The organism is Staphylococcus sp. GDH8C109P, assembly GCF_017893405.1.
GTDB lineage: Bacteria > Bacillota > Bacilli > Staphylococcales > Staphylococcaceae > Staphylococcus > Staphylococcus cohnii.
This window is the reverse complement of sequence record NZ_JAESMX010000026.1, coordinates 24776-39396: the sequence shown is the minus strand read 5'-3', so window position 1 is coordinate 39396 and position 14621 is coordinate 24776. Positions and strand designations below refer to the sequence as shown.

General features: G+C 33.5%; 17 protein-coding genes. All 17 read left to right on the top strand.

Annotated features, from left to right (window positions below; genetic code table 11):
* The first annotated feature begins 714 nt into the window (after positions 1-714).
* Positions 715-2058: an aminotransferase class V-fold PLP-dependent enzyme gene (locus KA867_RS12580; RefSeq protein ID WP_210138245.1), complete on the top strand. Its 1344-nt coding sequence runs from the start codon at positions 715-717 to the stop codon at positions 2056-2058.
* A 1-nt stretch (position 2059) separates the two neighbouring features.
* Positions 2060-2677: a dTMP kinase gene (gene tmk / locus KA867_RS12575; protein ID WP_210138244.1), complete on the top strand. Its 618-nt coding sequence runs from the start codon at positions 2060-2062 to the stop codon at positions 2675-2677.
* 26 nt (positions 2678-2703) lie between these two features.
* Positions 2704-3033 carry a cyclic-di-AMP receptor gene (locus KA867_RS12570; RefSeq protein ID WP_046206571.1) on the top strand — a complete coding sequence of 110 codons (330 nt, stop codon included), beginning with the start codon at positions 2704-2706 and terminating at the stop codon, positions 3031-3033.
* A 125-nt stretch (positions 3034-3158) separates the two neighbouring features.
* Positions 3159-4085: a DNA polymerase III subunit delta' C-terminal domain-containing protein gene (locus tag KA867_RS12565; protein ID WP_210138243.1), complete on the top strand. Its 927-nt coding sequence runs from the start codon at positions 3159-3161 to the stop codon at positions 4083-4085.
* A gap of 2 nt (positions 4086-4087) precedes the next feature.
* Positions 4088-4891, top strand: a complete 804-nt coding sequence (locus KA867_RS12560; protein WP_071560443.1) for a PSP1 domain-containing protein — start codon at positions 4088-4090, stop codon at positions 4889-4891.
* Positions 4892-4906: 15 nt separating this feature from the next.
* Positions 4907-5248, top strand: a complete 342-nt coding sequence (yabA, locus tag KA867_RS12555) for a DNA replication initiation control protein YabA (RefSeq protein ID WP_107386359.1) — start codon at positions 4907-4909, stop codon at positions 5246-5248.
* Positions 5249-5358: 110 nt separating this feature from the next.
* Entirely contained in the window at positions 5359-6084 is a 726-nt protein-coding gene (locus KA867_RS12550; RefSeq protein ID WP_210138242.1) for a tRNA1(Val) (adenine(37)-N6)-methyltransferase, read from the top strand.
* Positions 6077-6325, top strand: coding sequence for a GIY-YIG nuclease family protein (locus KA867_RS12545; RefSeq protein WP_019467728.1), 249 nt, complete (start codon positions 6077-6079; stop codon positions 6323-6325). The genes KA867_RS12550 and KA867_RS12545 overlap by 8 nt, the downstream gene beginning before the upstream one ends.
* Positions 6326-6330: 5 nt before the next feature.
* On the top strand, positions 6331-7164 hold the full coding sequence (gene rsmI, locus KA867_RS12540; RefSeq protein WP_210138241.1) for a 16S rRNA (cytidine(1402)-2'-O)-methyltransferase: 834 nt from the start codon (positions 6331-6333) through the stop codon (positions 7162-7164).
* A 301-nt stretch (positions 7165-7465) separates the two neighbouring features.
* The gene (gene metG / locus KA867_RS12535) at positions 7466-9439 is read left to right on the top strand and encodes a methionine--tRNA ligase (protein ID WP_210138240.1); all 1974 of its coding nucleotides are present in this window, start codon (positions 7466-7468) and stop codon (positions 9437-9439) included.
* A gap of 25 nt (positions 9440-9464) precedes the next feature.
* Positions 9465-10238: a TatD family hydrolase gene (locus KA867_RS12530; RefSeq protein WP_107504689.1), complete on the top strand. Its 774-nt coding sequence runs from the start codon at positions 9465-9467 to the stop codon at positions 10236-10238.
* Positions 10239-10370: 132 nt separating this feature from the next.
* Positions 10371-10922 carry a ribonuclease M5 gene (gene rnmV, locus KA867_RS12525; protein WP_210138239.1) on the top strand — a complete coding sequence of 184 codons (552 nt, stop codon included), beginning with the start codon at positions 10371-10373 and terminating at the stop codon, positions 10920-10922.
* A 6-nt stretch (positions 10923-10928) separates the two neighbouring features.
* On the top strand, positions 10929-11813 hold the full coding sequence (rsmA, locus tag KA867_RS12520) for a 16S rRNA (adenine(1518)-N(6)/adenine(1519)-N(6))-dimethyltransferase RsmA (RefSeq protein WP_210138246.1): 885 nt from the start codon (positions 10929-10931) through the stop codon (positions 11811-11813).
* 98 nt (positions 11814-11911) lie between these two features.
* Complete coding sequence (gene veg / locus KA867_RS12515) at positions 11912-12175, top strand: biofilm formation stimulator Veg (protein WP_019467722.1); 264 nt, start codon at positions 11912-11914, stop codon at positions 12173-12175.
* Positions 12176-12522: 347 nt separating this feature from the next.
* Positions 12523-13371, top strand: coding sequence for a 4-(cytidine 5'-diphospho)-2-C-methyl-D-erythritol kinase (ispE, locus tag KA867_RS12510; RefSeq protein ID WP_210138238.1), 849 nt, complete (start codon positions 12523-12525; stop codon positions 13369-13371).
* An 18-nt stretch (positions 13372-13389) separates the two neighbouring features.
* A complete protein-coding gene (gene purR / locus KA867_RS12505; protein WP_107386366.1) occupies positions 13390-14214 on the top strand; it encodes a pur operon repressor in 825 nt (274 codons plus the stop codon).
* Positions 14215-14231: 17 nt separating this feature from the next.
* Entirely contained in the window at positions 14232-14606 is a 375-nt protein-coding gene (locus KA867_RS12500; RefSeq protein WP_210138237.1) for a RidA family protein, read from the top strand.
* Positions 14607-14621: the final 15 nt, after the last annotated feature.

The window sequence follows — 14621 nt, the reverse complement described above, 5'->3', positions numbered from 1 at the left end:
AGAAGTTAAGCTCCTTAGCGCCGATGGTAGTCGGACTTACGTTCCGCAAGAGTAGGACGTTGCCAGGCAAGTAAGACCCGAAAGGGTCTCTTTTTTTTACCAAAAAGGAGCTTAACTTCCAGTTCGAAGAACTGTAAACTGACAAGAGAAAGCGTTTGAAGCTGACGAAGTGAGCGAAAGACGAAACGAGCTTACAAGTGGTAAGTGAGTGAGGAAAGCGAGAAACTGAGAAAAGATGCGAGCGCTTGTCTAAAGTCAGGAAAGGTCCTTAGGGTCGAAGGTAGCTGACTTACGTTCCGCAAGAGTAGGTGAAGAGGAATACATGAGCTAAAGCTCATGTATAAGTCACACTATTCCAATAACATATAAAATTATAAGATATATAAGTCTTAAACGTAAAAATTAAAATTAAGAAGTGTGACTTTACAGGCAAGTAAATAGGATGCGATGAGTCGAGGCCGAGAGGTCTCTTTTTTGCATTAAAAGAATTTTAACTGCATGAGTTCATGTATAAATACTCTTAATTTTAAAAAATGATCATGATACTTTAATAGTATGGTCTTCAAGTGCACTCATTTTTTTATGTTATTATGTTAAAATGTAGAAGATTAAAACGTTATACTGTTTTATAAGCAGATGTGTATTTACTATATAATAGTAGGATTGTAATGAAACAAGAAACATAGAAATAGAAATTGAAAAGTGAGGATAAGTATGAGTGAATCATTGTTACATAAATTGAAAGGATTATTAACTGAAGAGCCTATTTCATTACATGTACCTGGACATAAAAATATGACTATCGGATATTTGAACCAATTGAATTTTAAAATGGATGTGACAGAAATTACAGGACTTGATGACTTACATTCTCCTGAGTCTGTAATAGCTGAAAGTATGCAAAGAGTTACCAAACATCCTGATTATGACGCTTATTATTTAGTAAATGGTACTACTTCAGGAATATTGTCTGTAATTCAAGCATTTTCCTCAAAAAAGGGAGATTATGCGATAGTACGTAATGCACATAAATCTGTATTTCATGCATTAGATTTAATAAAAGCAAAAGCACAAGTATTAAAAATGGATGTTAGTGATGCTACGAATCAATATCTAGGACCTAACAAAACGTCATTATATGATCAAGTTAAAGATAGTAAGCTAGCAGTATTTACTTATCCTAATTATTATGGTGAATGTTTTGATATTAAAACTGTTATGGAATGTTTAAAATCATTGAAAATACCAACGCTGATCGATGAAGCACATGGTGCACATCTAGGTTTAGAACATTTCCCGGAGACAACATTAAACTTGGGCGCAGATTATGTTGTACAATCATATCATAAAACATTGCCATCACTAACGATGAGTTCAGTGATATTTATTCATAAAGATGCCCCTTATAGAGAAGAAGCCATAAAATATTTATCTTATTTTCAATCTTCTAGTCCATCATACCTATTAATGAGTAGCTTAGAACTCGCGCAAAAATTTTATGAAGATTATAATAGTGAGTGTTTTTTTCAAAAAAGAGAACAACTGACTCAAAGATTAAAAAGCAAAGGGTTTGAAGTTATTGAGGTCGATGATCCACTGAAAATAAATGTAAGATGTAAGGGATATAATGGCTATGAATTGCAATCATACTTTGAAACACAGCATATTTATGTTGAATTAGCTGATGAACTTCAAGTATTAATGGTCTTGCCATTATGGCATGAAGATGATCAATACCCATTTGATGAACTATTATCAAGGATTGAAAAAATCCAATTAGTAGAGAGACTGCGGGATATAAATACTAGTATACCGTTTAGAACTGAAAGTAGTGTCTACTATGGTGGCGAAATACAGCACGTGCGAAAAATAGACATTAAATATGCTGAAAATAAAATTTTAGCCAATCACATTGTGCCATATCCTCCTGGTGTACCGTTAATGTTTAAGGGAGAAAAAATAACAAGAGATATGGTAAAATTAATGGATTATTGGTGTGAACATCACCAAAACGTTGAAGGAATTAAAAATTTAAAAATAGAAATTAAGGATGAATAAGATGTCAGCTTTTATAACTTTTGAAGGACCAGAAGGTTCTGGAAAAACAACTGTGATACAACAAGTTGCAGAAAAACTAAAACATGAATATCATATCGTACTTACGAGAGAGCCAGGAGGCGTAAAGACAGGAGAGCAGATAAGAGAAGTATTACTCGAGGGAGGAGACATGGATGATCGGACTGAAGCATTGTTATTTGCTGCATCAAGACGCGAACATCTTGTAGGCAAAGTTATCCCGGAATTAGATAATGGTAATATTGTTTTATGTGATCGCTATATTGATAGTTCATTAGCATATCAAGGGTATGCAAGGGGTATAGGTATAGAAGAAGTTAAATCTATTAATGAATTTGCGATTAATGGATTATATCCAGACTTAACTATCTATCTAGATGTAAGTGTCGAAGTCGGTAGAGAGAGAATACTAAAAAATCAAAGAAATCAAAATCGTTTAGATCAAGAAGATGTAAAATTTCATAAAAAAGTAGTTGAAGGTTATAAAAAGATTATTCATAATGAGTCTGAACGCTTTATTGTAATTAATGCGGATCAAAGTATAGATAAAGTAGTGAATACAACGTATGAATCTATCACCAATTATTTAGAAAAATTATGATATAATATTCAAAAGAGGTGTTTAGTATGAAAATGATTATAGCAATCGTACAAGACCAGGATAGTCAGGAACTTTCGGACAAACTTGTTAAACATAATTTTAGAGCGACAAAACTTGCAACAACAGGTGGATTTTTAAGAGCAGGCAACACAACGTTCTTATCAGGTGTAGAAGATAATCGTGTCGATGAAATGCTACAGGTTATTAATGACACTTGTGGTAATAGAGAACAACTTGTATCGCCGATTACACCGATGGGTGGGAGTGCTGATTCATATATACCTTATCCAGTTGAAGTGGAAGTTGGCGGCGCAACAGTATTTGTTATGCCAGTAGAAGCGTTCCATCAATTCTAAAAATATGGTTGCTGTATATGGTAACTTTTCGAATTACATGATGCTAAGTGATTAGCTAATGTTACATGTAATTTGTTAAGGCACTGTGTATGAGCAGCCTTTTTATATAAAGGAGCAACATTATCATGGATGAACTAGAAAGACTGACAAAAGCATATCAATCTAATAAACTATCGCATGCATATCTATTTGAAGGTGACGATGGACAGACAATGCAACAAGTTGCTATCGATTTTTCTAAAATGATTTTATGTGGTGAAGAAAATCAATGTCAGTTAAAAGTAGAAACATTTAATCATCCAGATTTTATGTATGTGTCTTCTGAAGAAACGACAATAAAAAAAGATCAAATAGAGCAATTAGTACATCATATGAATCAATTGCCTATTGAAGGAAATTATAAAGTATATATTATAGAATCCTTTGAAAAATTAACGATTCAAGGTGAAAATAGTATATTAAAATTTCTAGAAGAGCCTCCAGATAATACAATTGCCATTTTATTAACTACGAAACCAGAGCAAATTTTAGACACAATTCACTCGAGATGTCAGCACGTTTATTTTAAACCAATTAATAAATTAAATTTTATAGATAGATTAGTGGAGCGGGATATCACACGACCTGTTGCGGAATTGTTAAGCGCCTATACAACACAGATAGAGACTGCAGTTGCGTTAAACGAAGACTCAGACTTAATGGCACTGCGAAAGAGTATCATTAAATGGTGTCAGTTAATATTGAAAAATCGTTCAATGGCATTAATAGCAATTGTTGATTTATTAAAACAAGCTAAAAACAGACGCTTACAGTTATTATCATTGGCAGCAGTTAATAGTTTCTTTGAAGATATTATGCATGCTAAAGTAGGATTAGAAGATGCAATGATATTCCAAGATTTACAGGTAGAAATTAAACAATACGCACAAAATTTAACATATAATCAGATTGTTTTAATGTTTGATCAATTAACTGAAGCACATAAAAAATTAAATCAAAATGTAAATCCAACATTAGTATTTGAACAAATCGTTATAAAAGGGGTGAAATAATTATGCAAAACGTAGTAGGTATACACTTCCAACACTCAGGTAAAATGGAATATTACTCACCGCAAAATTTTGACTTAAGTCTGGGCGAGTGGGTTGTTGTTGAATCAAAACGAGGATTAGAAGTTGGACGAGTGAAGTATGAACCTTTAAATGTAGCTGATGAAGACGTGGCATTACCTTTAAAACAAATTGTTCGTAAAGCTACAGAAAAAGATATAGTACAATACGAACAAAATGAACATGATGCAAAAGATGCTTTGAATCTATGCAAAGATATTATTCAACAACAGCATTTGGATATGCGTTTAGTAAATTGTGAATTTACTTTGGATAAATCGAAAGTTATTTTTAATTTTACATCAGATGAACGTGTAGATTTTAGAAAGTTAGTGAAGGTATTAGCTCAAAAATTAAGAACAAGAATAGAATTAAGACAAATTGGTGTTAGAGACGAAGCAAAATTACTGGGAGGCATTGGACCTTGTGGTCGTTCGTTATGTTGTTCGACTTTTTTAGGTGACTTCGAACCAGTTTCGATAAAAATGGCTAAAGATCAGAATTTATCTTTAAATCCTTCAAAGATCTCTGGTGCTTGTGGTCGGCTTATGTGCTGTTTAAAATATGAAAATGATTATTATGAAGAAGCAAGAGCTCAGTTACCAGATGTTGGAGATGTCATTGAAACGCCGGAAGGTAATGGTAGAGTTGTGGGCTTAAATATTTTAGATATATCTATGCAAGTTAAAATAGAGGGTCTTGAGCAACCATTAGAATATAAAATGGAAGAATTAGAAACATTAAATTAGGAGGCCGTGACAACATTGAATCGAAGCGACATATTTGAAAATCTAGCTCATTTAGAGGAAAACATTAATCAAATTAATCGTGACATGTTAAATTTAAAAAATCTTACAGTAGCATTAATTGAAGAAAATGTCGCATTACAAATAGAGAATGAGAATTTAAAAACATTAATAGGTAAAGAAGAAAAAACTAAAAAAATAGAAAATGATAAAAAAGATCAACCTAAACGCCCATTACGAAGCAAAGATAATTTAGCAATGCTATACAAGGAAGGCTTTCATATATGCAATGGAGAGCTATTTGGCAAACATAGAAAAGGCGACGACTGTTTGTTTTGTCTTGAAGTATTAAGTGAGTAGTATAAATATCATTTATGAAAATAGAAAAATATGGAGTTGAGGATGAGAAAAGCGATAGGCTTCATTAGCGAAGCATCGTAAACTCATCCTCTTTTTTGGAGGTTACAAAAATGTTAATGGAAAATGAAAGGTATGATTTTTTACTAAAAGAGAAGTTAGAAATCATACAAAATGATGATGTCTTTTCTTTTTCAACGGATGCTTTGTTACTCGCGCATTTTACAAAAGTAAAGAAAAAAGACGTCATTATGGACTTGTGTTCCGGTAATGGTGTTATTCCTTTATTACTATCCCATAAAGGAAATCAATTTATTGAAGGAATCGAAATACAAGAACAATTAGTGAACATGGCTAAAAGAAGTATTGCTCACAATCATCTGAACAAAAGAATTCATATGTATCACATGGATTTGAGGCAAGCACATCATACGTTTAAACCATCACAGTATAGTCTTGTTACATGTAATCCTCCGTATTTCAAAGTGAATCAACAATTTCAGCATCAAAAAGATGCACATAAAATTGCGAGACATGAGATAATGTGTACATTGGATGATTGTTGTTTTGGGGCGCGGCATTTATTGAAAGAAGGCGGTAGGTTTTTAATTGTTCATCGTGCCGACCGTCTTATGGATGTCTTAAGTAGTATGAGACAGTATCGAATAGAACCTAAGAAGCTTTATTTTATTTATAGTAAACCTGGTAAAGTAGCTCAAACAATTGTAGTTGAAGGTAGAAAAGGTGGAAACCAAGGGTTAGACATACAGCAACCCTTCTATATATATAATGAAGATGGAACATATTCAGAAGAAATGAGAGAAATCTATTATGGATAAGCATTTTATTTATATCGTTAGATGTAAAGATGGAAGTTTATATACTGGTTATGCAAAAGACATAGAACAAAGAGTAGCAAAGCATAATAGTGGTCAAGGCGCTAAATATACTAAAATTAGACGACCAGTAGAGTTAGTTTATCAAGAAGTGTTTGATACCAAATCAGAAGCTATGAAGCGAGAATATGAAATCAAAACATTTTCTAGACAAGAAAAATTACAGCTGATAAGTGAGGGATAAGAATTATGGCGACATTGTATTTAGTAGGTACACCGATTGGAAATTTAGCTGATATTACATATAGAGCAGTTGATATTTTACGAACAGTGGACTTGATTGCATGTGAAGATACACGTGTGACAAAAAAGCTTTGTGCGCATTATGATATACACGCACCGTTGAAATCGTATCATGACCATAATAAAGCACAGCAGACGGAATACCTCATTCAGCAATTACAGGAAGGGATTAATATTGCGTTAGTGTCTGATGCTGGGCTACCTTTGATCAGTGATCCTGGATACGAACTTGTAGTAGCCGCTAGAAATAATGGGATCAGAGTTGAGACCGTACCTGGACCAAATGCAGGCTTAACCGCATTGATGGCAAGTGGGTTACCCTCATTTACATACACATTTCTCGGGTTTTTACCAAGGAAAGAAAAGGCGAAATATGATTTATTAGAACATCGCATGTTTCAAGATAGCACTTTGATTATTTATGAATCACCGCACCGTGTTAAAGATACATTAAAGACCATTTATAAAATAGATGCTCAAAGAAATGTATCATTAGGTAGGGAATTAACAAAAAAATTCGAAGAAATTATCACGGATCAAGTAGAGAACTTACTAATGAAACTAGATGAAGGAGAAATACTTACAAAAGGCGAATTTGTCATCATCATTGAAGGTGACATTGCAGCAGAAGATACATCTTGGTTTGAAAATATGTCTATACATGAACACGTTGAACATTATATTAATAAAAATATGAAACCTAAAGCAGCGATTAAACAAGTTGCAGAAGACAGGCAAATGAAGACAAGTGAAGTATATGATGTATATCACAATGTATAAAAAGTAAGCTTACAAAAAGCAATGCCAAAAGAAAATTAAATAATAGTTTTTTAAAATTTTATCAATAAAATCAAGCGAAAAATCCCCATAACAAGCTTGATTTATGGTAATGTAGATAAGATAGAGATTATTTATCATGTTGTAAAATGAGTGGAAATTGCTAAGGAACAAATACTTAATTTTATGCTAAATCAAACGAATTAAAATGATTAATAAATATAAAATGAACACTTATCTGCTTCATTGAAAATAAAAATAAATTTAGATATATTTGAAGTGAAAGAAACGAGGAGGAACATTGATGGCGAAAGAAACATTTTATATCACTACACCTATATATTATCCGAGTGGGAATTTACATATCGGGCATGCATATACAACTACAGCTGGTGATGTCATCGCACGTTATAAAAGAATGCAGGGCTATGATGTTCGATATTTAACAGGAACGGATGAGCATGGTCAAAAAATACAGGAAAAAGCGCAAAAAGCAGGGAAATCAGAATTAGATTATTTAGATGAAATGATTTCAGGCATCAAAGCGCTGTGGAAAAAATTAGAAATATCCAATGATGACTTTATTCGTACAACTGAAGCACGTCATAAAGAAGTTGTACAACAAATATTTGAACGCTTATTAGCGCAAGGTGACATATATCTTGGTGAATACGAAGGCTGGTACTCTGTACCGGATGAAACGTATTATACGGAAACACAACTTGTTGATCCTGTATATGAGAACGGTGCAATTGTCGGAGGTAAAAGTCCTGATTCTGGACACGAAGTAGAATTGGTAAAAGAAGAAAGCTATTTCTTTAATTTATCAAAATATACTGACCGTTTATTAGAATTTTATGATGAAAATCCTGATTTTATTCAACCGCCGTCTCGAAAAAATGAGATGATTAATAATTTCATCAAACCAGGATTAGAAGATTTAGCAGTATCTCGTACATCATTCGACTGGGGGATTCATGTTGAATCGAATCCAAAGCATGTTGTTTATGTGTGGATTGATGCGCTAGTAAACTATATCTCGTCACTTGGTTATTTATCAGATGATGATAGCTTGTTCAAAAAATATTGGCCTGCAGATATCCATATTATGGCGAAAGAAATTGTTAGATTCCATTCTATTATCTGGCCGATTTTATTGATGGCATTAGATATTCCTTTACCTAAAAAGGTCTTTGCACATGGTTGGATTTTAATGAAAGATGGCAAAATGAGTAAATCAAAAGGCAACGTAGTAGATCCTAACGTATTGATTGATCGTTATGGCTTAGATGCAACACGTTATTATTTAATGCGTGAGTTACCATTTGGTTCTGACGGTGTATTTACTCCAGAAGGCTTCGTAGAACGTACAAATTATGATTTAGCTAATGACTTAGGTAACCTAGTTAACCGTACAATTTCAATGGTTAATAAATATTTTAATGGCGAACTACCAGCTTATGAAGGTCCTAAACACGAATTAGACGAAGAAATGGAACAATTGGCACTTGATACAGTGAAAACGTTCCATGAAAATATGGATAATTTACAATTCTCAGTGGCACTTTCAACAATATGGAAATTTATAAGTAGAACGAATAAATATATCGATGAAACAACACCTTGGATTTTAGCAAAAGATGAGAATCAGAAAGAAATGCTTGGCAATGTTATGGCTCATTTAGTAGAAAATATTCGTATTATTGCAGTGCTATTAAGACCGTTCTTAACAAACGCGCCAAGACAAATTTTTGAACAATTAAATATCAATTCACCTGAATTATATGAATTCAACAGTATAGAACAGTATGGTGCGTTAACAGAGCCAATTATGGTAAGTAGTAAACCGCAACCTATTTTCCCACGCTTAGAAAGTGATGCTGAAATAGAATATATCAAGCAATCTATGCAACCAGATAAAGTGGCAGAAGCGCAAGAAGAAGTACCTAGTAAAGCGCAAATTGATATCAAAGATTTTGATAAGGTAGAAATCAAAGCGGCCACGATTATTGATGCTGAGAATGTAAAAAAATCTGACAAATTATTAAAAATCCAAGTTGATTTAGATGACGAACAACGTCAAATCGTTTCAGGTATTGCTAAATTCTATCAACCTGAAGATATTATCGGGAAAAAAGTTGCAGTAGTTACCAACTTGAAACCGGCTAAATTAATGGGGCGAAAATCAGAAGGTATGATTTTATCTGCTGAAAAAGATGGTGTACTTACACTGGTAAGTCTTCCGAATGCAATTCCAAATGGTGCAGTAATTAAGTAATCATAGATAAAGGGAGCGATTTAATATGCTAATCGATACACATGTTCATTTAAATGCAGAACAATATGATGAAGATTTAGAAGCGGTTATTGAGCGTGCAAGAGATAATGGCGTAGATCGTATGTTTGTAGTAGGCTTTGATACACCGACTGTTGAACGTACAATGGAGCTAATTGATCAATATGACTTTATATACGGTATTATTGGATGGCACCCTGTAGATGCTATTGATTGCACAGAAGAAAGATTGGCATGGATAGAAAAGTTGGCCGCACACCCTAAAGTTATTGGGATTGGTGAAACTGGCTTAGATTATCACTGGGATAAATCTCCAAAAGATGTCCAACAAGCTCTGTTCAGAAAGCAAATTGCGTTAGCTAAGCGCGTTAATCTTCCAATCATTATTCATAATAGAGAGGCAACACAAGACTGTGTAGATATTTTAAAAGAAGAGCATGCTGAAGAAATTGGCGGTATTATGCATAGCTTTAGTGCTTCACCTGAGATTGCAGATGATGTCATTAATAAATTGAATTTCTATGTATCTTTAGGAGGCCCTGTCACATTTAAAAATGCGAAACAGCCTAAAGAAGTTGCTAAACATGTACCATTTGATAGATTATTAGTTGAAACAGATGCACCGTTCCTATCTCCGCACCCATACAGAGGGAAGCGAAATGAGCCAGCACGTGTAACTTTGGTAGCTGAACAAATTGCTGAGTTACGCGAAGTTAGCTATGAAGAAGTTTGCCGTCAAACAACTGAAAATGCTGAACGGTTATTTAAATTAAAAGCATAAAGATATTATTTTAAAGGTATCGGTCTGAAATATGGCTTAGTTGGTATATGAATACTAAGAGTAACCATAATTTGAACCGGTACTTTTTTATTTTTTCTGAAATGAAGTAAAAAATGAAAGGTGTCACAATAAATGAAGATAAATGAATTTATTGTAGTAGAGGGTAGAGATGATACAGAGCGAGTGAAAAGCGCTGTTGATTGCGACACGATTGAAACAAATGGAAGTGCAATTGATGAAAAAACGTTAAATGTGATTGCACAAGCATATGAAACACGAGGTGTGATTGTTTTAACAGACCCTGATTTCCCAGGTGATAAAATTCGTAATACAATAAAAAAGTATATTCCAGGGGTTAAACATGCTTATATTGATCGAGAAAAAGCCAAGAGTAAACGCGGTAAAATAGGTGTTGAACATGCGAAAATCGAAGATATCAAAGAAGCTTTGATTCATGTGAGTACGCCATTCGAAGAGGGATATGAAAGTATCAATAAGGATGTTCTGATTGATCTTGGATTAATTATAGGTAAAGACGCACGCAGGAAAAGGGAAATTTTAGGAAGAAAACTTCATATCGGTCATTCTAACGGGAAACAACTACTTAACAAGTTAAATGCTTTTGGTTATACAGAAGCAGACGTTAGAAATGCCTTGAATGATAATAAAGGAAGTGAAGAATAATTGGATATGAAAGATATAGCCACACCGTCGCGAACAAAAGCACTTTTAAATCATTATGGTTTTAGCTTCAAAAAAAGTTTGGGTCAAAACTTTTTAATTGATGTCAACATCATCCATAATATTATAGATGCGAGTAATATAGATGAGCGTACGGGTGTTATTGAAGTAGGTCCAGGTATGGGGTCATTGACAGAACAATTAGCTAAAAGTGCAAAAAAAGTAATCGCTTTTGAAATTGATCAACGCTTAATACCAGTACTGAACGAAACAATGGCACCATATAAAAATGTTACGGTAATCAATGAAGATATATTGAAAGCGGATATTGCACATTATGTGACACATGAACTAGCAGATTGTGACCAAATTTTAGTTGTTGCTAATTTACCATATTATATAACGACACCTATTTTATTAAACCTAATGCAACAAAAATTACCGATTGATGGTTATGTGGTAATGATGCAAAAAGAAGTTGGTGAACGATTAAACGCTGAAGTAGGAACAAAAGCTTATGGATCCTTATCTATAGTTGCACAGTTTTATACCGAAACTAGCAAAGTGTTAACTGTACCTAAGACAGTATTCTTACCACCTCCAAACGTAGACTCAATCGTAGTGAAGTTAATGAAACGTGAACAACCACTTGTCGATGTAGACGATGAAGATAAATTTTTCAAATTGTCTAAAGCTGCATTCGGGCAAAGAAGAAAAACAATCAACAATAATTATCAAAGTTTGTTTATTGATGGAAAAGCAAATAAAGAGATAATTGTAAATTGGTTAGAAGCTAGTGGCATTAACCCTAAAAGACGTGGGGAAACACTTTCTATAAAAGAATTTGCAAATTTATATAATGAATTGAAAAATTTCCCAGAATTGGAATTTTAAATGATTGACAACTGCGTATGACCTTGCTAAAATTGACGTTTATTTGACAAAATCGCGCTAAATGTGTTATTATACAATATGTAGCGAGGTGGAGCAATATGCCAAAATCTATTGGAGACATCAAAAATTCACTTGATTGTCAATTAGGAAACCGTATTGTACTGAAAGCGAATGGTGGTCGTAAAAAAACAATTGAGCGTAGCGGTGTTTTAAAAGAAACTTACCCATCTGTTTTTATTGTTGAACTAGACCAAGATATTCATAATTTTGAGCGTGTATCATATACATACACTGACGTTTTAACAGAAAACGTACAAGTTTCTTTTGAAGATGATAATCATCAAGAAGCAATTGCACACTAAATAGCAATAATATAAATTGAAGATTTGGTTCAAGCAGCCATTTTTTTATTTAAGACATTAATATGAGAGTGATTGGAAAAAGGTATGTTGGTGAATAGTCATCAATATACCTTTTTCTTTTGAAATATTATAGAATGCATCAGAGTTAAAGAGATATAGTTTTATTACGTCAAAATAGTATTGTAAAATAAGGAACTAACTGGTTGAATAATACGTTAAACTGTTTAAAGTGATAAGCAAACGAAATTGGGCAATTAACTTATAATTTTTTAAAAAAAGAATAACGCAAGTATAACAATATGTTAAAATCATTTTATTACCATATCGAATTGAAAGAGGGTGGGAATATGATTTATGAGACTGCGCCAGCAAAAATAAATTTAACGTTGGACACACTCTTCAAACGAGATGATGGTTTTCATGAAGTTGAAATGATTATGACAACGATTGATCTTAATGATCGTTTATCTTTTGAACTGCGCAAAGATAAAAAAATAGTTGTGGACGTAGAGCAAAGTTATGTTCCCTCCGATAATAAAAATTTAGCTTACAAAGCTGCAGAGTTAATGAAAGAAACTTATAATTTAAAGCAAGGTGTTACGATTACAATAGATAAAGATATACCAGTTTCAGCTGGCCTTGCAGGTGGATCGACAGACGCTGCTGCAACATTAAGAGGAATGAATCGACTATATAAGCTAAATAGACCTTTAGAAGAATTGTGTGAGTTAGGCATACAAATAGGAACTGATATTCCTTTTTGTATATATGGGAGAACCGCTTTTTGTAGAGGAAAAGGGGAATTGATTGGATTTTTGAACAAGCCACCTTCTGCATGGGTGATTGTTGCTAAACCAGATTTAGGCATTTCCTCCCCTGATATTTTTAAAAAGTTAGATTTAACTCAAGTACATGAGGTTTATACTGAAACTTGTAAGGAAGCATTGGATACGGGGAATTATGAATTATTATGTAATAGTCTTTCAAACAGATTGGAACCCATCTCTGGAGAAATGTATTCAGATATTTATAAAATCAAAGAAAATATGCTTAGAAATGGAGCAGATGGTGCTGTCATGAGTGGGAGTGGTCCAACCGTTTATGGATTAACACAAAAAGAACGTCAAGCCAGGCATGTGTATAATGCGGTCAATGGCTGTTGTAACGAAGTCTATATTGCAAGATTATTAGGTTAGTGAGAAGGGATGAATAAAATGCGCTATAAAAGAAGTGAACGTATTGTTTATATGACACAATACTTGATGAACAACCCCAATAAATTAATACCTTTAACATTTTTTGTACAAAAATTTAAACAAGCAAAATCATCCATCAGTGAAGATGTACAAATTATTAAATCTACTTTTCAAAAAGAAAAACTGGGCACCGTGATAACGACTGCCGGAGCGAGTGGTGGAGTTACTTATAAACCACAGATGAGTAAAGCAGAAGCAAGTGAAGTTGTAGATGAAGTCATCGAACTTCTGCAAGAAAAGGACAGACTTTTACCAGGTGGTTATTTATTCTTATCAGATTTAATGGGTAATCCCACTTTATTGAATAAGGTTGGAAAATTGATTGCAACGCTTTATATGGATCAAGAGTTGGATGCGATTGTAACTATCGCTACAAAAGGTATCTCACTAGCAAATGCAGTAGCGAATGTTTTGAATTTACCAGTAGTAGTGATAAGGAAAGATAATAAAGTAACCGAAGGCTCTACGGTTTCTATAAATTATGTGTCGGGTTCCACTAGAAAGATAGAAACGATGGTATTATCTAAACGTACATTACCAGAAAACTCTAATGTTCTCGTGGTGGATGATTTTATGCGTGCAGGTGGTTCTATTAACGGTGTGATGAATTTAATGAATGAGTTTAAGGCACATGTGAAAGGGGTATCCGTATTAGTAGAATCAAAAGAAGTTAAGCAAAGATTAATTGAAGATTATACTTCCTTAGTTAGATTGTCTGATGTAGATGAGTACAATCAGGAATTTAAAGTGGAAAAAGGCAACAGTTTAACTAAATTTACTTAAAGGAGCGGATCAACATCATGAAAGTAGTCAACACTTCAAAGGCACCAGAGGCATTGGGGCCATACTCACATGCAACGGTCATTAACGGGCTTGTGTTCACATCAGGACAAATCCCATTAAATTTAGATGGCGAAATTGTCAGTGATGATGTAAAAGCACAAACGAAACAAGTCTTAGAAAATGTAAAAGTTGTATTAAATGAAGCTGGATCAAGTATAGATTCAGTAATTAAAGCAACAATATTCATTGCTGATATGAATGAATTTCAAAATATAAATGAAGTTTATGGCGAATATTTTGCGGAACATCAACCGGCAAGAAGTTGTGTTGAAGTCGCAAGATTGCCTAAAGATGTAAAAGTTGAAATTGAAGTCATCGCAGAAGTGAAGTAATTTAAAGGATTTATA